The 22,299-nt window shown below is 63.6% G+C and carries 16 protein-coding genes; 13 read left to right on the top strand and 3 right to left on the bottom strand.

What is annotated here, in order from left to right:
* Positions 1 to 98: 98 nt before the first annotated feature.
* Complete coding sequence (locus MTX35_RS17200; RefSeq protein ID WP_243596136.1) at positions 99 to 1,616, top strand: PucR family transcriptional regulator; 1,518 nt, start codon at positions 99 to 101, stop codon at positions 1,614 to 1,616.
* A gap of 18 nt (positions 1,617 to 1,634) precedes the next feature.
* On the opposite strand, the gene MTX35_RS17195 is transcribed toward MTX35_RS17200, so the two are convergent.
* A complete protein-coding gene (locus tag MTX35_RS17195; protein WP_243596135.1) occupies positions 1,635 to 3,179 on the bottom strand; it encodes a sodium:alanine symporter family protein in 1,545 nt (514 codons plus the stop codon).
* Positions 3,180 to 3,268: 89 nt separating this feature from the next.
* Positions 3,269 to 4,522 carry an EAL domain-containing protein gene (locus MTX35_RS17190; RefSeq protein WP_243596134.1) on the bottom strand — a complete coding sequence of 418 codons (1,254 nt, stop codon included), beginning with the start codon at positions 4,520 to 4,522 and terminating at the stop codon, positions 3,269 to 3,271.
* A 149-nt stretch (positions 4,523 to 4,671) separates the two neighbouring features.
* On the opposite strand from MTX35_RS17190, the gene MTX35_RS17185 reads away from it, so the two are divergent.
* From MTX35_RS17185 to MTX35_RS17145, 9 genes are all read left to right on the top strand, one after another.
* Positions 4,672 to 6,000, top strand: a complete 1,329-nt coding sequence (locus MTX35_RS17185) for a serine/threonine-protein kinase (RefSeq protein WP_243596133.1) — start codon at positions 4,672 to 4,674, stop codon at positions 5,998 to 6,000.
* Positions 6,001 to 6,030: 30 nt separating this feature from the next.
* On the top strand, positions 6,031 to 7,365 hold the full coding sequence (locus MTX35_RS17180) for an NAD(P)/FAD-dependent oxidoreductase (protein ID WP_243596132.1): 1,335 nt from the start codon (positions 6,031 to 6,033) through the stop codon (positions 7,363 to 7,365).
* A gap of 110 nt (positions 7,366 to 7,475) precedes the next feature.
* On the top strand, positions 7,476 to 8,942 hold the full coding sequence (locus MTX35_RS17175; protein ID WP_243596131.1) for a sodium:alanine symporter family protein: 1,467 nt from the start codon (positions 7,476 to 7,478) through the stop codon (positions 8,940 to 8,942).
* Between the two features lie 74 nt (positions 8,943 to 9,016).
* Entirely contained in the window at positions 9,017 to 10,621 is a 1,605-nt protein-coding gene (locus MTX35_RS17170) for a DASS family sodium-coupled anion symporter (RefSeq protein WP_243596130.1), read from the top strand.
* A gap of 175 nt (positions 10,622 to 10,796) precedes the next feature.
* Complete coding sequence (locus tag MTX35_RS17165) at positions 10,797 to 12,860, top strand: AMP-binding protein (protein WP_243596129.1); 2,064 nt, start codon at positions 10,797 to 10,799, stop codon at positions 12,858 to 12,860.
* A 476-nt stretch (positions 12,861 to 13,336) separates the two neighbouring features.
* The gene (locus tag MTX35_RS17160) at positions 13,337 to 13,564 is read left to right on the top strand and encodes a hypothetical protein (protein ID WP_243596128.1); all 228 of its coding nucleotides are present in this window, start codon (positions 13,337 to 13,339) and stop codon (positions 13,562 to 13,564) included.
* A gap of 245 nt (positions 13,565 to 13,809) precedes the next feature.
* The gene (locus MTX35_RS17155; protein WP_243596127.1) at positions 13,810 to 14,628 is read left to right on the top strand and encodes an Fpg/Nei family DNA glycosylase; all 819 of its coding nucleotides are present in this window, start codon (positions 13,810 to 13,812) and stop codon (positions 14,626 to 14,628) included.
* 155 nt (positions 14,629 to 14,783) lie between these two features.
* Positions 14,784 to 16,631 carry a DEAD/DEAH box helicase gene (locus MTX35_RS17150; RefSeq protein WP_243596126.1) on the top strand — a complete coding sequence of 616 codons (1,848 nt, stop codon included), beginning with the start codon at positions 14,784 to 14,786 and terminating at the stop codon, positions 16,629 to 16,631.
* Positions 16,632 to 16,774: 143 nt separating this feature from the next.
* Entirely contained in the window at positions 16,775 to 17,203 is a 429-nt protein-coding gene (locus MTX35_RS17145) for a hypothetical protein (protein WP_243596125.1), read from the top strand.
* Between the two features lie 21 nt (positions 17,204 to 17,224).
* On the opposite strand, the gene MTX35_RS17140 is transcribed toward MTX35_RS17145, so the two are convergent.
* Entirely contained in the window at positions 17,225 to 17,689 is a 465-nt protein-coding gene (locus MTX35_RS17140; protein WP_243596124.1) for an SRPBCC family protein, read from the bottom strand.
* Between the two features lie 181 nt (positions 17,690 to 17,870).
* Here MTX35_RS17140 and MTX35_RS17135 point away from each other — a divergent pair, with 181 nt between their 5' ends.
* The 3 genes from MTX35_RS17135 to MTX35_RS17125 are packed head-to-tail and all read left to right on the top strand — an operon-like array spanning position 17,871 to position 22,293.
* Positions 17,871 to 18,815 carry a methionyl-tRNA formyltransferase gene (locus MTX35_RS17135; protein ID WP_243596123.1) on the top strand — a complete coding sequence of 315 codons (945 nt, stop codon included), beginning with the start codon at positions 17,871 to 17,873 and terminating at the stop codon, positions 18,813 to 18,815.
* 20 nt (positions 18,816 to 18,835) lie between these two features.
* Positions 18,836 to 20,536 carry an ABC transporter ATP-binding protein gene (locus MTX35_RS17130; protein ID WP_243596122.1) on the top strand — a complete coding sequence of 567 codons (1,701 nt, stop codon included), beginning with the start codon at positions 18,836 to 18,838 and terminating at the stop codon, positions 20,534 to 20,536.
* Positions 20,533 to 22,293, top strand: coding sequence for an ABC transporter ATP-binding protein (locus MTX35_RS17125; protein WP_243596121.1), 1,761 nt, complete (start codon positions 20,533 to 20,535; stop codon positions 22,291 to 22,293). Before MTX35_RS17130 ends, MTX35_RS17125 begins: the two co-directional genes overlap by 4 nt.
* Positions 22,294 to 22,299 lie beyond the last annotated feature (6 nt).

Raw genomic sequence — 22,299 nt, 5'->3', positions numbered from 1 at the left:
TCGACCGGCGGTTCGGTCGGCCTGGTGAGAAGCCTCGTGCCCGTGTGTTTCCCGAACCCTTACGCAATGTAAGCCACTCGTAACAGCGGGTGGACAGAATGTCACCTGTGAATGTGATCGACGCCTTCCATGACGTCTATTTTTCCGCGGCGCGACCCGAACTCGTCGCGGGAAGGCGTTCTTCGACGCGGTCTCTGCGGTGGGTTCATGCCAGCGAGCAACTCGACATCGCACCGCTCTTGCGTGGCGGGGAGCTGATTCTGATGGAGGGTGTGCACTTCGGCGCGTGTTCCGACGCCGATCTGGTGACGTACCTCGAGTCGATGGATGCCGCAGGAGTCGTCGGAATCGCGGTGGAGACGGGGGGAATCCTCGACGTCATTCCTCCACTTCTGGTCGAGCATGCCGAACGGATCGGCTTTCCAGTGGTGCATCTCCGACGCCGTGTGCCGTTCGTACAAGTATGCGAGAGCATCAACAGTCAACTTGCCGACTCCGCTCTGCGTCGGCTGCAGTTGGCAAACCGTATGTCGCGGTTGTTGTCGGCCTCGATCGAAACGGACGGGGCGGTGGACGCCGTTCTCGATGTGCTCGGTGTCGAGACTCGGTCGTCGGTGACGCTGCATTCGGCGTCGGGAGATCTGATCGGGCAATCCGGACTCGTCAGCGAGCCATCCGATTTCACCTCGTTCGAGGTGCCCGTCACCAGTGGCGGTCGCGACGTCGCGGTGTTGACCGTGGCTCCAGGACCCGACGCCGACATCTATTCGATCAACGCCGGACTGGAGAGAGCTCCGGAAATCCTGTCGATCGCGTTGCTCAGCGCGCGCCCGGCGAGGGTGGAAGACCGACTGCGCACCCGCTTCTTCTCACTGTTGTCAGCGATGGATTACCCCGCCTCCGATGTCATCGGCCACCTCGACGGCGTCGCCGAGCGCATGGGTATGCCCGAACACGACGCCTACCTGACGGTGTCGGTGGAATTCGACCACGACCCGGCCGCCGGCACGTGGCAGCGCACAGTGGGATCGGTGTCGCCGAACAACTGGTGCGAGAAGATCGGCGACCGACACGTCGCGGTTCTCGGTTTCGCCAGCCAGGATGTGCTCGACGCCCGACGGCCGGTTCTGCTGTCGATGTTGCAGGCGCCGCAGTTGCGTATTCGGCGAGCCGCCGTCGGTCCGGGAGCCTCCGATCGGCGCGGTCTGCGCCGATGTTTCAACACCGCCACAGGAGTACTCGCGCTGGACCTCGGCCCCCACGACCGCATCCGCGATGCGCGCAATTTCGCACTTGCCCTACTGGTGGAGTCGATGTCGGGGAAATCCGCAATCGAGAAGTTTGTGCACGATCAGATCGGACCATTGCTCGCACACGATCGGGAGCGGCACGGAGAGTTGTACGCGACGCTGCTGGCGTACATCACCCATTGGGGTAGCAAGACCGAGACCGCGAAAAGCCTTCGGATACAGAGGCAGACACTCTATCAACGGCTCGATAGGCTGTTCGACGTTCTCGGTCCACTGCCGGCAGGCTCCCCTCGATTCCCGGGGATCGCGACTGCGGTGTTCATCGAACAGGCCCGCCGCCAAGGCTGTACCGGCCCCGGCGGCTGACCTGTCGACCGATCCATGTCACGCCTCGGCATCGACCTTGTTCGGCTCGCCTCGACGCATCGCCATGTACTCGGAGAGTTCACGCTTGACCACCGGCAACAGCAGGTACAGGCCAGTGATGTTGACCAAAGCCAGCAGGAACAGCGTCGCGTCGGCGAAGTCCAACACCGAGCCGAGCGACAGCACCGTTCCGATGACCGTGAACACGCAGAACATGACGTTGAAGAAGGTCCGCGAGAGGCGGCTGCGCCCGAACAACGAGGTCCATGCCTGCAGTCCGTAGTAGGCCCAGGTGATTGCGGTCGAGAGTGCGAACAACGCGACCGCGATCGTCAGGACGTACGGGAACCACGGCAGCACCGTCTCGAAGGCGTCGGACGTGAGGGTGACACCGCCGGCGGGCAGCTCGCCCGTCTCCGCGACGATCGCGCGCTGATCCTGCCAGGTGACGGTGTTGGCGATCACGATGGTCAGTGCGGTCGCAGTACAGATGACGACCGTGTCGATGAAGGGCTCGAGCATGGCCACGAAGCCCTCGGTGACCGGGTGGCGGGTCTTGACGGCCGAGTGCGCGATGGCCGCGGAACCCAGTCCTGCTTCGTTGGAGAACGCGGCGCGCTGGAACCCGATGATCATCACACCGAGTACACCGCCGGCCACACCCTCCGGCGAGAATGCACCGTCGAAGATCGCAGTGAACGCGGTGGGAACCGAGCGGAAGTTGACGGCGATGACGACGCCACACGCGACGATGTAGACCAGCGCCATGGTCGGGACCAGCTTGGCGGTGACCGCCGAGATCGACTTCATACCGCCGATGATGACCAGCCCGATGATGAGCGCGATGGCGATACCGAACACGGCCTTGGCACCGTCGGACCCGAGGAACCCGTCCTCGCCGCCGGTGACGGATCGGACCTGTGCGTACGTCTGATTGGCTTGGAACATGTTGCCGCCACTGATGGCGAAGAAGGTGATGATGATGGCGTAGAAGACGGCCATGACCTTGCCGACCTTCGCAAGACCCCGCTCCGCGAGTCCCTTCGTGAGGTACTTCATCGGTCCACCGGAGACGGTGCCGTCCTCGTTGATGTCCCGGTATTTCACACCCAGGGTGCACTCGACGAACTTCGATGCCATGCCCAGCAGGCCAGCAAGAATCATCCACAGGGTGGCACCGGGTCCGCCCAGCGTCACTGCAACCGCGACGCCCGCGATGTTACCGAGACCGACGGTCCCGGACACCGCGGCAGTGAGGGCTCTGAAGTGGCTTACTTCTCCGGGAGCGTCGGCCTCGTCTTCCTTGCCGCTCACCAGGATCAAGGACCTCTTGATTCCGCGAAACTGAATGAACTTGAAGGTGACAGTGAAGATGACGGCGCCGAGGATCAGCCACAGAACGATCAAGGGCACGGCAGCACCACCGATGTCCACGGTGAAGAAGACGAAGTTCGACACCGCGGCAGAGATCGGATCGAATGCGTTGTTGATCGCCGTTTCGATCGACTTGAGTGTGCCTCCGTCCGCGGCCAGAAAATCGGTTGCGAGGGAGTGAGAGCTCATGACTTCGAGTCAACAGCACGCGGACCGCAGGCGACGCGATTTACTGAATTTCGCGCGATAATTTACGTGATCTTGACCGAGCCGGAGGGTCACATCGAAGATCTGGCCGGTATTCGTCTCAAAAGGACTGTTGCAGCATCGAGTACGACATGGCGGTCGTAGGTGAGGCAATAGTCGTACAGGGCGGTGCCATCCGCCGCCACGCCTCGCTCGACCGCGATGAGCGCCACGCTCGACATCGGAGCAAGGATCACGATCGAACGTTCCAGCGCCAACGGTTCGTCCGTGCCCACGACCACCGTCCGAAAGTCGTGCGGTGACGGTGCGGGATGCGAGCCGAAGACCGCCGTGAGGGCCGTGCGCGCGGAAAGGTCGTCGAAGATCGCAGCACGCGCGGCCGTCAGTCCGGTCGACGCACTCACCGTCGCCAACACCACTGTCGACGAACCGGTTCCGTACGCACTGTGCAGCAGACTGTTCTCGATCGCGTCGAGCAGAGTCGAATCGGCATGCCTGCGAGCACCGAGCGAATGGGTGAGGCCGTACGGTGTCACTGCCACGGGAGCGCGCACGGTGACCGTCGCGTCCAGGTCGAGCGATCGGCCAGGCTCGGACACTGCACCGAATTCCGGCAGAGCTTCCGGTGCGCCGTACAGATAGCCCTGTCCCAGAACCGCACCCATCGCGCGGGCATAGCTCTCGTGGAGTTCGGTTTCGATTCCTTCGGCCAGCACCAGAGCCCCGGTGCGCTCGGCCTCGGCGGCCACGGCCGCGACGATGGCGGCGGTCTCGTTGCTCGAACGGCCCTGCACGAGTGCCATATCGAGCTTGATGACGTCGGGACGCAGCAACGGGATCAGTGCCAGGCTGGACGAATCTGCCCCCACGTCGTCGACGGCAACACGCCACCCCAGGTTTCGGGCGTGCTCGGCCGCCCTGAGCAGCCCGGCCGGATCGCCCATCAGGTCGCGCTCGGTTATTTCTACGATGATCGACAGATGCGACGCGGCGGCAAGGGTCGGTAGACAGTCCGGAGGAGGTGCCGCATCGAGGGCGCTGGGTTCGGCATTGACGAACAGCGCCAGCCCGTCGGGATAGCCTGCCGCGACGGCACCTCCCAGGGCGCTGAGTCTGCACCGCCAATCGAAATCCGCGGTGGATCCCTGCTCACGTGCGGCACTCAACAGCTCCGTCGGAGCGATCGGTGGACCGTCCCCACACGTGCGCACCAGCGCTTCGAATCCGACCACGGCGCGCCCGTCCAGAGTGACGATCGGCTGGTAAGCCGATGTGATGGCGATCGACATCGGCGACAGCTCCGCGTTCGACGAACGTGGACGCATGGGTGGACCCTCTCTCGATATTGCTCGATATGTCCCCACCCGGGGGACATCATGCCCGACCCGACCGTGATTGCGGCACCGGACTGCAGTCCGCCCGTCGATTCGTTCGCTATAAGGTGCTCGAAAGAGTCGACGAACGGCGGTGAATCATGGTGGGACCGGACTCTCGTCCTCGCACTCCTCACGATCACCTCTTCGCGGGCCGCTACCGACTCGGCACCGTGTTGGGGCGGGGTGGAATGGCCGACGTCGTCCACGCCGAGGACCAGGTCCTCGGCAGATCCGTAGCAGTGAAGATCTTCCGCAGCGGTGAGCCGCCGGATACTGCCCAGCGCATCGATGCCGAAATTCGGACTCTGGCATCGCTCTCACACCCGGGCCTGGTGACGCTGTACGACGCGGGCACCGCACTCGATGCGACCGGGGTTATGGTGCCGTACCTGGTGATGGAACTGATCGACGGTTCGACTCTCGGCGCTCATCGCGAGGGCCGACGAATGCAGGTGTCCCACGTTGCGCAGATCGGATGCGAGATCGCGGAGGCGCTCGCCTACATCCACGCCAGAGGTGTGGTGCACCGCGACATCAAACCGGCCAACATTCTCGTTGCTCGGACTCCGGACGCCGGGGGCGGACCGTGCACAAAACTCGCGGACTTCGGCATCGCCCGCATCGTCGACGCCGAACGGCTCACCGAGCACGGCACCACTGTCGGCACTGCGCACTATCTCAGCCCGGAGCAGGCGACGGGTACATGCGCGGGCCCACCAACCGATATCTATACGCTCGGTCTTGTTCTGATCGAATGCCTCACCGGCACAATGGCGTTCGAGGGGAGCGCCGTCTCGGCAGCGGTGGCGCGCCTGCACCGCGATCCGGCCGTACCCGGGGGACTCGGGCCCGAGTGGCACACGCTGTTGACGGAGATGACATCCCGGAGCCCCGAGGATCGACCGGATGCAGCGGCCGTCGCACACCGATTGCGCGCACTCGCGCGAAGCACGACACCCCCTCCCCGGACAACCGTCATGCCCGTCGAACTCACCGACGTGGTTGGGCCCTCGGATGTCACAGCGTCGACCGCTCCTGAGTCTCCGCGCCGTCGGTGGATGATTCCCGCGGCGGCGGCGCTGTTCGTCACGCTGGGAGCGGCGATCATCTGGGTCGCGGTGGGCACCGTAGAGGAGCCGGAGCCCATGTCGCCGGTGACACCGGCACCGACACCGACACTCGTGCAGTCGACCACCGTCGAACCCACGACTCCTGCATCTGCACCTGCGACCTCGATTCCGGTCTTCTCGAACCCACCCGCGCCTGCACCCGTGCCCACGGCCGATCCGGTTCCGATCGAGCCTGCGGTGCCTGCCCCGCTACCGCCGAGCAACGGCAACGGCGGTAACGGAAACTCCGGCAACGGCGGTAACGGCGGTAACGGAAACTCCGGGAACGGGAACGGCAATTCCGGACGAGGGAACTGAGCCCATGGCCTTCGGTAGACAGGAGTGACGGTGACACACGTCGATACTCTCGTGGTCGGCGCAGGGATTTCCGGCTTGGTCGCTGCGTCACTTCTGCATCGCGCCGGTCAGCGTGTAATCGTCCTCGAGGCACGAGACCGCGTCGGTGGTCGAGTGTGGACGGTACGTACGGACGACGACATTCTCGACGTGGGTGCGTCCTGGATTCACGGGACGGACAACAATCCGCTCGCCGATGCCGTTCACGCTTTCGGGATACGAACATCCGAATTCACCGTCGGCAGCTACCAACCGGACGGCAGACCTATCGCGTACTACTCCCCCACCGGGACCAGGTTGAGCGAGGAGGCCGTCGCACGGTTCGCCGACGACGTTCGTCACTTCGACGAACGGTTCGCCACGACGATTGCACAGTCGTCCCCGGGGACGTCGTTCGGCGACGCGGTGGAAACGACTCTGAGACAACTTGATTGGAACGACGAACGAGTCGATCGCGTGCGCGAGTTCCTCGGGCATCGAGCCGAAGAACAATTGGGGGTGGACCGAGATCTCCTCGACGCGCACGGTTTGGACGACGACGCCATCGAGGGCGACGAAGTCGTGTTTCCCGACGGCTACGACGAACTCGCTGTTCGGCTGGCCGAAGGACTCGACGTCCGTCTCGAACACGTGGTGACGCACGTCCGTTGGGGCCGAGACGGGGTTCTCGTCGAGACCGGGGCCGGGATGTTCTCGGCCGAACGCGCCGTGGTGACAGTGCCGATCGGAGTACTTCAGTCGTCGTCGTTCGTTGTGGAACCTCCTCTACCCGAGCCTGTTTCGGGTGCGTTGAGTCGTCTCGCCATGAATTCCTTCGAGAAAGTGTTTCTACAATTCCCGACCGCGTTCTGGGACGAAAACGTCTATGCCGTACGGCAGCAGGGCGAGGCCGGACACTGGTGGCACTCCTGGTACGACGTCACTCTTCCGCACGGGCACCCCACTTTGCTCACTTTCGCGGCGGGACCGTGCGCACAGCAGACTCGGCACTGGTCGGACGCGCGCATCGCGGACTCGGTTCTCGAGGCGCTGCGCGGCCTGTACGGCGAGCGTGTCGTCACGCCGGACCGCGTGTATGTCACGCGCTGGCAGGACGATCCGTTCTCGCACGGCTCGTACTCGTACATGACGGTGGGTTCGCGTTCACGCGATCACGACGATATGGCGACGCCGATAGGAGATGTGCTTCACCTCGCCGGTGAGGCGACCTGGAGCGACGATCCTGCAACCGTTACCGCCGCATTGAGGTCGGGACATCGTGCGGCAGAACGCATTCTGGCGCGTTCGATTCCGTTCGGCGACATCTGGGCTCCTGCGGAGCACTGAGTCGACCGTCGAACTCGACACCGTGCGGCTCTGTTCGGTGAAAACTTACGTCCATCTGCGAGTAATGTGCTGTCGACGCACCCACACACCGAGCACTACAGGATGGCACCGTGGATACCGTCAGTTCAGTAATCGACTTCTTGGCAGATCGTCTGTACAGCGTATTTCTCATCTACTTGTTGATCGGTGTCGGACTGTATTTCACCGTCCGCACCAAGTTCGTTCAGGTTCGACTGCTGCCGTCGATGTTCAAGGCAATCGGCGGATCTCGTTCGGACGCGGAAGGCGGCATCTCCGCTTTCCAGGCATTCTGCGTCGGTCTCGCTTCCCGGGTGGGTACGGGAAACATTGCCGGTGTTGCCATCGCGATCACCCTCGGTGGACCCGGCGCAATCTTCTGGATGTGGCTCGTCGCGGTGGTCGGTATGGCGACGGCGTTCATCGAGGCGACTCTGGCGCAGATGTACAAGGTGCGTAATCCCGATGGCAGCTTCCGAGGAGGCCCCGCCTACTACATCCAACTGGGCCTGGGTTCGCGTCGCTGGGGAATCGTCTTCGCGTGCCTGCTCATCTTCGCGTTCGGCTTCGCATTCAACATGGTGCAGGCGAACACCATCACCGAGTCGTTCTCGTCCACGATGAACATCGACGCGGGGTGGATCGCAGTGTTCCTGGTGGTGCTGTCCGCTCCGATCCTCTTCGGTGGTGTCCGGCGAATCGCGCGGGTGGCCGAGTACGTGCTGCCTGTCATGGCCGTGGTCTACGTACTTCTCGCGCTCGTGATCGTTGCGATGAACCTCGGTGAGATTCCGACGGTGTTCGGTCAGATCGTCTCCAGCGCATTCGGCCTGAACGAAGCGATCGGTGGCACTACCGGCGGAATCTTGGCGGCCATGCTCAACGGAGTCAAGCGCGGACTGTTCTCCAACGAGGCAGGTATGGGAAGTGCACCCAACGCCGCAGCGACCGCGACGGTGTCGCATCCGGTGAAGCAGGGATTGATCCAGTCGCTCGGAGTTTTCTTCGACACCATCGTCATCTGTAGCGCAACGGCATTCATCATTCTGGTCTCGGGCGTCTACGACATCGGCAACCCGAGTGGCGTGGCCGGCGCGGTCCTGACCCAGGATTCGATCTCCGCTCAACTGGGAACGTGGACGACGATTCCGATGACGCTGCTGATCTTCACATTCGCATTCTCGTCGATCCTGGGGAACTACTCGTACGCGGAAGTGAACCTCAACTTTCTCGGCGTCGAGGGCAAGCTCCTCAATCTGTTGCGCACCATTGTGCTTGCGGCCATCGGCTTCGGCTCACTGTCCGCGCTGACGACGGTGTGGGCGCTGGCGGACGTCGCCATGGCCGCGATGGCCACCGTGAATCTGGTAGCCATTGCGCTGCTGGGCAAATGGGCCTTCGGTGCCTTGGCGGACTTCGAAGCCATGCGGCGTGAAGGTCGGGACGACAAGTTCGTCGGACGCGGCAACAGTCACCTGCCGGGCGATCTTCCCGGCGACGTGTGGGATCCGGTCCTGGACAACGATGCGGCGGTGAACAAGCCCGACATCGCCCGGTAGCGCCGCGCGCCGATTCGGACTTTCTGGACAATTCATTGGTTAGGGTGATGAGACGTCCACACCGAGGAGGTCCCATGACGCAGATCGGCGACGACGCGAAGGCCGGGCCCACATCCGAAGGCCACGAGTTCGACGAAGTCGATCGGAGATCGGCCGGCGAACGAGAAGCCGAGGTGCAACCCGGTCGCCGCACCCGCCAGTGGGTCGGGCTCGGTGCCGGTATCGCGCTGGCGGTTCTCGTCTATCTGGTGCTTCCCGAGGACGTGGCTCACCCGGCGCGGTTGACCGCGGGCACTGCGGTATTGATGGGCATCTGGTGGATGACCGAGGCCGTTCCGATCCCTGCAACCGCCCTGATACCCCTCGTGGTCTTTCCGGTGTTCGATTCCGGCGTCGCCGTCAACGATGTCGGTGCCTCGTACGGCAACAACATCATCTTTCTGTTCATGGGCGGGTTCCTGTTGGCGCTGGCCATGCAACGGTGGAATCTGCATCGCCGCATCGCGCTGCTGACGGTCAACGCCATGGGCACGAAGCCCACGATGGTGATCGCCGGGTTCATGATCGCAACAGGCTTTCTGTCGATGTGGGTTTCGAATACGGCCACCGCTGTGATGATGATTCCGATCGGTGTCTCGGTCCTCGTACTGGTACTCGACATCGGCAAGAAGGCCGGAGCTGTTCCCGGCTCCGACGATGAAACGACCCCGGACGCCGAGACCATCACTCAGGCCGTCATCAAAAGCAATTTCGGCACCGCACTGATGCTCGGTATTGCCTACGCGGCGTCGATCGGCTCCCTCGGAACCATCATCGGCACCCCGCCCAACACCTTGCTGGTCGGCTACCTCGAGGGTCAGGGAATCACCATCGGGTTCCTGCAATGGATGATCGCCGGAGTTCCGCTCGCCGTGATCCTTCTCGTGATCGCCTGGTTCCTGTTGACCCACGTGATGTTCAAGCCGGAGATCGACGACATACCCGGTGGCAAACAGCTGATCAGAGGCGAACTCGACGGCCTCGGCAGAATGTCCCAGGGTGAAATCCGGGTCGCGGTCATCTTCTGTCTTGCGGCCGCGTCCTGGGTGGGTGTTCCGCTGATCTTCGAAGATGCCCCGATTTCCGATACCGGAATAGCCATGACTGCGGCGCTGCTTCTGTTCCTGCTCCCAAGCGGAAGCAACAAGGGCGTGCGCCTCATCGATTGGGAGACCGCCGTGAAGCTGCCCTGGGGCGTGTTGCTCCTGTTCGGCGGCGGGCTCGCGCTTTCTGCCCAGTTCGAGTCCAGCGGCCTTACGGAGTGGATCGGTAGCGTTGCGGGCGGTCTGGACACGATTCCGCTGGTCATGTTGGTGGTCATCGCCACGGCCGCAATCATCTTCCTGACCGAGATCACCAGCAATACCGCGACGGCCGCGACTTTCCTACCGGTCGCAGGTGGCGTCGCGATGGGCATGAACATCGATATTCTGGTCCTGACCGTCCCCGTCGCACTGGCAGCAACCTGTGCGTTCATGTTGCCTGTGGCGACTCCGCCGAATGCGGTGTCCTACGCCAGTGGCTACATCACGATCGGTCAGATGATGCGGGGCGGTTTCTGGCTCAATCTGATCGCCATCGCATTGATCACTCTCGCCGCCTACACGGTGTTCGCGTGGTCGCTGGGCATTCAACTCTGAAACTTTCACGCATCCGACCGGAAGAGTTCGGCTGATTTTGCCCCGACAACCGTGATTTGGGTTTACGATGGCGACTTCATCCAGGCGGATGTCCCGTTTCAGGTGCGCGCCGCCATCCCCTGGTCGGTGCTGAGTCGGCGTTGCCGTCGGCTCGGCAAGGCACGGGGGTTGGGGCATGGTCTCGGACGTCATCGACTGCAGCACGGTCTTCGCACACGACATCGAGCAGGTATGCGGGGTCTTGAGCGCGGTCGAGTTGTACCCGCGCTACTTCCCCGGGCTCGACTACTGCATTCTCCGTGAGGCCACGGACGGCTACCGATGCGGAGTCGGCGGTGTCGAGCACGCCCTCGACCTGGTGGTGAACAGACGAAACCGGCCGATCATCACCATCGAGCATGTCGAGTCCGGTGGATTCATCAGGTTCACCCTCACTGCCCGCTCGGCCGGCGAGACGAAGATCGACGTCACGGTGTTCAGAGCGGGCCTGGCCGGGTCCTACTCACCCCAACCCGAACACAATCGCGCTGTGATCGAGTGGGTGATGGGCGGTCTGGCCAGACTGGACAATTCTCTGTCCGGTACCCCGACGTCATTCGTGTCGAACACCGGAGACTCCCGGTCGCTACCGCTGGCAATCATGAAGACGATGGTGGGGACCGGCGTCATCCGGGCCGCACGTCCCGACCGCGCGTATCGGCAGCTGAACTCGCTGGCGAAGTGGGGCTTCACCCTGGGAGGTGGTTTCGCTGCCGCGGCTGCGAAGTCACCGAACGAGATCGCCGTGATCGACGACCGGGGAACCCGCACATTTGCCGAGATCCACCACCGAGCGCATCGCATCGCAGCAGGTTTCGACGCATCCGGAATCAGTCCGGGAAGCACCGTGGGGATCCTGGCCCGCAATCACTCCGCGATGATCGAGTGCACCGTCGCATGCGGAATGCTCGGAGTGGAGGTGGTCCTTCTCAATACCGGTCTCGCGGCGCGCCAGATCGAAACCATCGCCGCCCGCCACCAACTCCGAGCACTGTTCGTCGACGACGAGTTCGACCCGATGGTGCGCTACCTACCGGACGACGTCACCCGCGTCAGCCTGTCGTCTCACACCGCCGTTCCGCGTCGGCGCACCCTCGAACATTACGTCGCAGCGCCGTCCGCCACGTTCACCAGGCCGGATCGGCCCGGCTCGGTGGTCGTGTTGACCTCGGGGACCAGCGGGGCACCGAAGGGGGCGGTTCGTCCCACTCCGAAGGGCTTCGGAACCGTCGCGGCAATGCTGTCTCGAATGCCACTTCGGATGAACGAGCGGATGTTGATCGCGGCACCGATGTTCCACAGCTGGGGATTGGCGGCGCTGCAGATCAGCACACCACTCCGCGCGACGGTGGTTCTCCAGGATCGATTCGACCCCGAAGAATGCCTACGCGCCATCGAAACACACCGCTGCACTTCGTTGATCGCGGTTCCGATCATGCTGCAGCGACTTCTCGACCTGCCCGACGAGGTTCGATCACGCTACGACACCTCGAGCCTGCGGGTCGTCGCGTGCAGCGGGTCCGCGTTGACCGGATCGACCGTCAGCCGCTTCATGGAGGTCTTCGGTGACGTGCTGTACAACTTCTACGGTTCCACCGAGGTCTCGTGGGCCACGATCGCTACCCCCGACGACCTGCGCGCAGCCCCCGCCACCGCCGGACGCCCTCCTCTTGGTACGACGGTCGCGGTACTCGACGCGAACGGCACTGCCGTTCCGGTGGGAATCCTCGGCCGAATATTCGTCGGCAACGACATGCTGTTCGACGGCTATACCAACGCCGAACCGCCCCCCACGGCGTCCGCCCGCGGAGCTGCCCTGATGGATACCGGCGACCTCGGCTACATCGATTGCAACGGACGGCTGTTCGTCTGCGGCAGGGACGACGAAATGATCATCTCCGGAGGCGAGAACGTCTTTCCCGGCCCCGTCGAGGATGCCATCGCCAATCTTCCTCAGGTCGGCGAGGTCGCGGTCGTCGGTGTGTCCGACCCTGAATACGGGCAGCGATTGGCCGCATTCGTCGTCGGTCGCGGATCGGCCGGCCTCGATGCGGACATGGTGCGTGCCTACATTCGAAATCGGTTGAGCCGCTTCTGCGTTCCCCGCGACATCACCTTCCTGGACGAACTGCCCCGAACCGCGACCGGCAAGGTGATCAAGAGGATGCTGATCGAACCGCCCACCGCCGCGGGAATGTAGCCAACGGGCCGCGAATCGACTGCGAACAGCGATCGGACCCACGTCGCCATCGATGCCGTTGCTCGAACCCGAGATGCCTCGGCGACGCCACATCTCGTGGGTCGCCCACTTTGTGCCGCGCGTTGTACTCACAGTCTCAGTTGCTTAACTATTCAGAATCTGAGACTGTTGTTCGCCGACACGGGAGGAACGCGAATCGCTATGTCGAAGGCATCGGAAGACCCCCGAGAGAGACGGCCCGCCCAGGAAAGAGGCGCGCATTCTTCCTTTCTTCAATTGTTCCTCGAAGCAACTCGCACAGAACAAGTCTCCGACGACACACAGCCTTCACGCGACGACCGTGACGGTGGGCCGGTTTCTCTGCGCTGAGCAGATCGACAGATACCTCTGTCCTGGTTCCATCACCCGAGCCGGTCCCATGCCTGATAATTGTCAGCGACCCGTAGGGTTACCGAAGATCAGGATCGGAGGCCGTCATGCACACATCGTTGGCGCTGATTGCCGTAGTCGCCGGCTTCGCCGTCGTTCTGGGACTCTTCGTCGTCATTGCTCGCATACTTCGCTCGCGGATGCGGCGCGGTCGCTTTCACGGGATCGACAGTGCTGTCGGAGGATCGGCCTTCATGGGCTCACCACGCGAGCGTGGGATCACTCCACCTGATCACGATGCTCCGCGCTCGGACACCGAACAGATCGATCCGTAGCCGAGTTCGCCTCCGCCTGCGTTCCGCTCGAAACCCCTGCCACGATCTGTCGACACCGCCGAAACCGTCATCCACACGGCGGGGTACTGCGGTGCGCCTGCCGCACTGGCGGCGATGCGCGTCGTGCAGAAGGTGCTCGACGCGGAACTTGGGCCTCTGGCGGTGCCTGAGAGAGACGACGAACGAGTCGAATGACCGATAATGGTACCCGCGCATAGTGCCGACGAATTGGGTACTCCGGAGCCATGCCGGAACTACCCGAAGTCGAAAACGCCCGACAGGTCGTCGAAAAAGCTCTCGGTCGCGTCATTGTCAGCATCGACGACACCGACACGTTCGAGTGCCGACCGCACATGCCGGGTGATATCGCCCGTGCACTGACGGGCGGGAAGCTCACCGAGGCGCGTCGGCGCGGCAAAGCGATGTGGTGCGAAACCGTCACGGCCGACGGCTCCAGCGGTCCGACCCTCGGCATTCACCTCGGCATGGGTGGACGCGTCATTGTCACCGCTCCCGACGGGGAGCGGACGTCGCAGTACGGGGGTGGCGACCCTCATGTCGGTGAGCGTCCGACCGACAAGCCGGAGTGGACACGGTTCTCCATGACGTTCGACGACGGTGGGCAGCTTCGACTGTTCGACAAGCGCCGCCTCGGCCGGGTTCGACTCGAACCCGACATCGACGCTCTCGGTCCGGACGCGGCGGAGATCACGCGCGACGACTTCCGTCACCGAATCGGTTCCAGCGGTGCGCCTCTCAAGGCACGTCTGCTCGACCAAGCGGCGATTGCGGGCGTGGGCAATCTACTGGCCGACGAGGTGCTCTGGCAGAGCGAACAATCCCCGTCCAGGCGGGCCAAGACGCTCACCACGGACGAGCTCGACGAACTGCGCGTTGTTCTGCGCCGCGCGATCAGATCGGCGATCAAGAAGGGTGGTGTACACACCGGGGAGATCATTCCGTTCCGGAAAACGGATGCGGCCTGCCCTCGATGTGGTGCGCCGATGACGCGCGGAACGGTGGGTGGCCGGACGACGTGGTGGTGTTCTCGAGAGCAATCCTGATCCGATCCATCATGCGGGATGGCGCTCGATAGCACTGCAGGACAGCAATTTTCGGAATTGTCAAACGCGATCGGATGCGGCGAGAAGCAACCGGACGGCGTACGGTGTTGGCAGCCTCGGACCTGGCCGAGGCAGCGAACTTCGCCGGAGGGTGCATGCTTTCGACCGCCGACACAGACCCAGCTCCGCACGTCACCTATCTACCGCACCGTCATTGTTTCGCCGTCTGGCACAGCACACCGGGGGCGACGCCTGCAGGAGAGTCCACTCCCATCGAGCTCGCGGTTCCCGGCGCGGACGGAACCATCGCCGTGCGCACTGTGGGTGCGCACCTCGTGGGAGCGAATAGTCGCGAGCTCCGAACCGCAGCCGGCTCTGCGGAAGATCTGTCGGCACACGGATGGTTGGAAATCCTTGATCACCTCGAGCACAACCCGGACGTGAGTGGGGTTCCGCGAGCGCTCGTCGATGCACTTCCGCCTGCGGCGCACGCGGTTCCCAACCCCGGCGGGTCGAGCGTGGTGACGGCATATGGTGCCGTTGACGCACTCCGCGCCAGTCTGCACATGCAGAACCGTCTGCTCGAACATGCGTCGGCCTTCACTCCGAGGCCCTACCAGGTGCACGGTGCGGCCTGGATGCCGACCGTTCAGGAGGTCGGAGGCGGCGGAATTCTCGCCGACGACATGGGGCTGGGGAAGACACTCCAGGCCATTGCACACATGATCGTCGGAGCACGGCGAGGCGAGGGCAGCTATCTCATTGTGTGCCCGACATCGTTGATCAGCAACTGGCGACGAGAGATCGAGAACTTCTCCGACGGCGAACTGATCGTCAACGTGTACCGCGGACCGTCCCGAACACTCGAGCAGTGCTCCCACGCAGGCGCGGTGACCGTCACCGGGTACCCCACCCTGCGCACGGACACAGACCGTTTGAGTGAAATAGCCTGGAACACAGTGTTCTTCGATGAGGCGCACGTCATGAAGAACTCCCGGACGAAAATAGCGAGAGCGGCGCGTCGGCTGAAGTCCACCACTCGCATCGCCCTGACCGGCACGCCCGTCGAGAACCGCATGGACGAACTATGGGCTCTGCTCGATCTCACCAATCCCGGATTGCTCGGAACCCGGGCTCGATTCACCCGACGATTCTCGGCACCCGTCGAGCAGGGAGGCTCGGCGGCCGCACTCGCACAGCTGTCGAGCGCGCTCGCACCGGTCGTCCTTCGCCGGACGAAAGCCGAGGTCGCGACAGACCTACCACCGAAACACCACATGGACGTCCTGTGCCCGATATCGAACGAGCAAGTGACGCTGTACAACTCGGCCGTCGAGGAAGCATTCGATACCGGCTTCGGCACCAGCCGGGGCCGAGGGTCGGCAGTGCTGGCGCTGCTGACCTCGCTCAAATTGATCTGCAACCACCCTGGGCTCGTCAACGGTGACCTGTCTCGGTTGGCCGATCGCTCCGGCAAACTCGACAGGCTCACCGACATCGTCGAGGAACTCGCCGATTCCTCGGAGGCTGCACTCGTGTTCACTCAGTACCGCCGGACCGGGGAGATCCTGGCGGAGCATCTCGAAAGCCTCACCGGGGTCCCGATTCCGTTCTTTCACGGCGGTCTCGACGTCGACGAGCGCGACCGGATGGTCGACGAATTTCAGAACAGCGATCGATCCCCCGTGATGGTTCTCAGTCTGAGGGCGGCGGGGTACGGCCTCAATCTCACCCGTGCCAGCACGGTGATTCACTACGACCGATGGTGGAACCCCGCCGTCGAAGCGCAGGCCACCGACCGGGTTCATCGCATCGGGCAGAAGTCGCGAGTGACGGTCATGGCACTCACGACGGAGGGAACACTGGAGGAGCACATAGCTTCACTCCATACCAGGAAAAAGGCGATCGCTGGTTTGACCGAGAGCAACAACGAGGTGGCTCTCGCCGCGCTCGACGATGCGACTCTGCGCGAGACGTTGTCGCTGAGGGCGGTGTCGCGCTGATGGTAACCACACCGCAACTTGCGGGCTTCGGATCGACGCCGTGGGGTAGAGAATGGGTCCGCCGAGTCGAGCCCATTACTGTCACCCGGCCGAATCCGATGCTCCCGCGAGCACGCAGCCTGGTGCGCAATGATGCAGTGTCCATGGACCACAACAACATCGGCGAGTTTCGCTGCGTCGTGTCCGCAGGCAAGAGGAGCGAGATTGCCGTGCTTGCACTCCCCCGATATACGGCAATCGAACGGAAGTCCGTGCTGCGCATCCTCGCCCGCCACACGCCCGGCAGTGCAACCAGCGGTGACCTGCCCGACGAGGTCCACGCCGAACTCGTCGCGAACAAGCTGCCGCCGGTCCCAGACAGCACCGAAGCATCGTGCACGTGCTCCGGCCGAATCGACCCTTGCCTCCACGTGACGGCCGCTACCTACGCCATCAGTCTGATCGTCGATCAGATGCCGACGTCGGCGTTGGCCGTCCGTGGAGTCGATCTGTCGGCCGCGACTACATCGAAAGACGTTCCTCGACGCTGGATGCCGATCGAAAGTCTCGATTGCACAGCGTTCTTCGGCTGACCATAGAAGTGCGGCCCGAAATCAGGACGTCGCTTCGACTGCCAGTCGAGCGAGTGTGTCGTTCAGTTGGTCTTCGGTGACCAGGGGGAACTTGATCTGCTCGAGCAGCTTCTTGTCCGTGACCTTGGACCAGTCGTAGGTATGGCGAACCAGCGTCTCGTTGGGGCCCTGAGACTCCAACTCCCACAGCCACTCCCAGCCGGGAGGCTCGTTGCCGGCGGGTGCGGTCTTCCAGGCGAGCAGCTTGTCCTTGATGTAGCCGGTGACGTGGTTGTCGGTCTGGTATTCGCCGCCCATGTGATCGCCCTGCATGTTCATCGTGAATTTTTCGCCGACCTTTTGAATCCGGTCGGCGTGATCCACGCTGCGTACGAAGCCCGACCCATCGAGCGCCTGGTGCCGCTCGGGATTGGAGAGAACATCGAATACGGCGTCGACAGGAGCTTCGATGGTCCGTTCGACTGTGAGCTTTGCGTTGTCGGTCATGTCTTGTCTGTGCCCAGACTTCGACACCTTCAATCACGGCACCGCCGACACGATCGACCCGAGCCGGTTGATGGTAGGTTAGCCTAACCATTGGCCGGGGGTTCGCTGTGCACGGAAGACCTCGGTGGCCGGAACAAGGTGAGGATGTCACTCGCCGGAGCAAAGACACGGAGATGAGCCAATGCGGGTAGTGCTGTTCGGTTTTCAGACCTGGGGTCACAAGACTTTGGAGACGCTGGTGAAGTCACACCACGACGTGGTCGCGGTGGTGACACATCCAGTCAGTGGGCAAGCGTACGAGAGCATTTGGTCTGACTCCGTCGAGGATCTCGCACGGGATCACGGCATCGAGGTGCATGTGGCGAAGCGGCCCGACGAGGCATTGGTGGACCGACTTCGACAGTGGGCACCGGACATCATCGTCGCCAACAACTGGCGGACCTGGCTGCCTCCGGAGATCTTCGCGATGCCCAGGCACGGAACGGTGAACCTGCACGATTCGCTGCTGCCCGCGTTCACCGGGTTCTCTCCTGTCATCTGGGCATTGATCAGCGGCGCCGCCGAGACCGGACTGACTGCACACCGAATGGACGGAGAACTCGACACCGGCGACGTCATCACCCAGCGGTCCGTTCCGATCGGACCGACCGACACTTCCACCGACCTCGTCGAGGCGACGATCGAACTGATTCCCGAGGTGCTGCTGGATGCGCTCGAGCGCATCGAGACCGGAACGGCCACGTGGACGCCGCAGGATCTGTCGAAAAGAACCTTCTTCCACAAACGTCACGAATCGGACAGCTGCATCGACTGGACCTGGTCCGCCGAGGACCTGGACAGGCTGGTGCGGGCAATGTCCGATCCATACCCCAACGCGTACACCTTCCACAAAGGCCAACGGATTCGGATCATCGCCGCTCATGTCTCGGACGGCATCTACGGCGGAACGCCAGGCCGGATATTCATCAAGGAAGGCACCGGGATGGTGATCGTCTGTGGTCCCGACGCCCATCGCGGTACCAACCACGGACTCGTCATCGACCGAGTGCGCACGGACGGCGGGGACGATCTCGATGCGCTGGACCATTTCGTGACCGGCGGTGGCTATCTCACGCCCACGGCATGAGAGCCGACATGGAGGACACCATGACCGGCGTGCGCATCGTCCGTCGAACACTGACGCGCAACGTGCGCCGAGTGAGCATCGGAACGGTACTGATCTGCATCCACCAACTGGCCGAGACTGCAGTTCCGATCACCCTGGGGTGGATCATCGACTCGGCGATCACCTCGGGCGACGTCCCATGGTTCGTCGTGTCCATCCTCGGACTCGCAGCGTTGTTTGTTTGTCTGACAACGGCTTACCAGTTCGGAATGCGGTTCCTGAACGTTGCCCTACAGCATGAGGCACATCGCATCCGAATGGAGGTCACCGGTCGAATTCTCGACCCGAGGGGCCTGGACACCACTCTGCGGGGTGGTGAGTTACTGACCATCTCCAGTACCGATGCCGAACAGTCGGCGTGGTTCCTGGATCTGTTCCCGCGCATTGCCGCCGCAGCGACAGCGGTCATCGCCACCGCCGTTGCGCTGATGGTCATCGACGTCCCGCTGGGGCTGGCCATCTTCGTCGGCACCCCGGTCTTCGTCGCCGTTCTTCAGCTCGTGGCACCGCGCGTGACGCGGCGCGCGGCCGAACAACAGCGGACGGTCGCCGAGGCGACCGCACTCGCCACCGACCTGGTCAGTGGGCATCGATCGATCGAAGGTATCGGTGCGGAAACCGAAGCGGCGACGCGCTACCGGCGTGCGAGCACGAAAGCCCTTCGGGCAGCACTGCTCACGGCGCGATCGCTGGCGACACAACTGGGGATCACCACCGGTGTCAGCGCGGTGGTTGCGGCGACCGTCGCCGGGCTTGCCGGCTACTTCGCTCTCACCGGACGAATTTCCGTGGGCGAATTGATTGCCGTCGTTGGTCTGGCGCAGTTCCTCATCGAGCCGCTGGGTGTGCTGTCCTCGACCCCCGCGATCATCGCCCGCGCACGGGCGTCCGCCGATCGCGTTGCCCTGGTACTCGGAGCAGAGCGAATTCTGAACCACGGCACCGAGCGCGTCACTGGACAGCGGCTCGATCTCGCCTTTCGCGGTGTTGCGCACCGGTCCCTGCAGGGGCTCGACCTCCATATCGCTTCGGGGGAGATCGTGGCAATTCTGGCCTACGGGCCCGAGGATGCGGAGTCGATCGTGGCGGTCCTGTCCGGCCAAGTATCGCCCGCGGACATCGCCGGCGACGTTCTGCTCGCCGGCACCCCCACCCAGGACATCGAGCTCTCCGAGGTTCGGAGGTCGATCGTGGTCGAGCCGCACGTCTCGGACTTGTTCGCAGACACCGTGAAGAACAACATCACCGCTGGACGTGGGCATACGGACCACAGCCTCGCTGAAGCACTCCGAGCCTCGGGTGCAGACCAGATAGTCGCAACCCATGCAGACGGACTCGAACAGCGATTGACCGAGCGTGGCGCGAATCTGTCCGGGGGGCAACGACAACGAATCGCTCTGGCTCGGGCCCTGTTCGCGGAGTCTGCCGTGCTGGTGTTGCACGAGCCGACGACGGCGGTGGACTCGGTGACCGAACACGCCGTCGCTCGGGGCATCGCGACGCTTCGTCACGGGCCCGCCGTGCAGACCCCGAAGACGACGATCATCGTGACCAGCAGTCCCGCATTGTTGTCCGTCGCCCATCGGGTCGTGGTGCTACGCGACGGCCGAATTGCGGCGGACGCGCCCCATTCCGTTCTTCTCGAACGGGCCGACGACTACGCCGAGGCTGTGCTGCGATGACCGAGGACACCCGTCTGCCCATCGCACAGGCCGGACGATCGTGGTCGTGGCTGCGAGGGCAACTCGCGACCCGGCCCGGACTCGTCACGGTCACTCCCCTTGTCGGCATCGTCTCTGCCGTATCGGCTCTGGCCCCGATTGTGATTCTCGGTCGCCTCGTCGACGAGGTGGTCGCGGGCGCGCCGGCCGGCCGGATCGTGATGGTGGTGGTTCTGGTGATGATCGCTGCGATCGTCAACGGGGTGTTCGCCGGACTGATGGCCTACCTCGTGGCGAAACTGGGCGAGGGCGTGGTTGCGGATCTTCGCGAACACGTGGTCGGTCGGGTTCTCACCCTTCCCACCCGAACGGTGGAACGGGCAGGTCGCGGAGATGTGCTCTCGCGGATCAGCGATGACGTCTCCCAAGTGACTCGCGCCGTCACCGGGGTCCTGCCCGCCGTCGTGAACGCGGCGCTGCTGATTGCAGTGTCGGTGGTCACGATGTACGGCATCGACTGGCGTCTCGGCATTGCCGGTTGTTTGGCATTGCCGTTGTACGTCATTGCACTTCGCTGGTATCTACCGCGCAGCGGTCCTCTCTATGCCGCCGAACGGGCCGCGATGGGTGATCGCTCACAGGCACTGATCAGCAACATCCAAGGTGCTCGGACGGTGCGTGCGTACAGGCGCGAGGACGACGCCATCGCGACGGTGGAGACGGAGTCCGAACGAGCCAGAGACTTCTCGATCGCGACGTTCACGCTGCTGACCCGTTTCGTCGGTAAGGAGAACCGCGCCGAACTGGTGGGCCTGACCATCATCTTGTGCACCGGATTCTTCTTGGTGCGAGGCGATTCGGTATCTCTCGGCGCGGTCACCGCCGCAACGCTGATGTTCCACCGCCTGTTCAATCCGCTCGGCACGGTGCTGTTCCTGTTCGACGACATCCAGTCCGCCGGTGCCAGTCTCAACCGTCTGGTCGGCGTGGCGGACATGGCGTCGACGCGATCGGAAGGCACCGATGCCCAGCCGCGCGATGCCACAGTGGAGCTGTCCGACGTGACCTTCGCGTACGCCACCGGCGGTGATGTTCTGCACGGAGTCACGATCACCGTTCCAGCGGGACAGACGCTGGCGGTGGTCGGTTCGACCGGTGCCGGAAAGACGACGGCCGCGCTTCTCGCGGCCGGTTCCCTCGAACCGGACAGCGGCTCGGTCACGTTGGGCGGCATGCCGTTACGAGACCTGGGACCCGATCGTCTCCGGCGACATGTCGCGATCCTGTCGCAGGACGTCCACGTCAGCGCCGGTCCTCTCGCCGACGATCTGCGGTTGGCGAACGCCGATGCGGACGATACCGATCTGTGGGATGCCCTCGGGCGGGTCCGCGCCGCCGACTGGGTCCGGGCTCTGCCGGACGGTCTCGACACCCGCATCGGGGAGAACGGTCACCCGCTCAGCGCGTCCCAGGGGCAGCAGCTCGCACTGGCAAGACTGGTGTTGTCCGATCCTCCCGTGGCGATTCTGGACGAAGCCACCGCGGAGGCGGGCAGCAGTGGAGCTCGCATGCTCGAAGAGGCCGCAGCGGCAGCGACCGAAGGCAGGACCACGGTGATCGTGGCACACCGACTGACGCAGGCCGCATCCGCCGACACGATCGTGGTGCTCGAGCACGGTCGTGTCGTGGAATCCGGCACCCACTCCGACCTCGTGACAGCAGACGGCCGGTATGCGCGTCTCTGGTCGGCCTGGGCAGGCACAGCAGATGCCGAGTAGACGCAC

The sequence above is a fragment of the Rhodococcus sp. ARC_M12 genome, from assembly GCF_022810385.1.
Taxonomy (GTDB): Bacteria; Actinomycetota; Actinomycetes; order Mycobacteriales; family Mycobacteriaceae; genus Rhodococcoides; species Rhodococcoides navarretei.
Note: the sequence above shows the minus strand (reverse complement) of the source record. Positions and strands in the feature narration are given on the sequence as shown.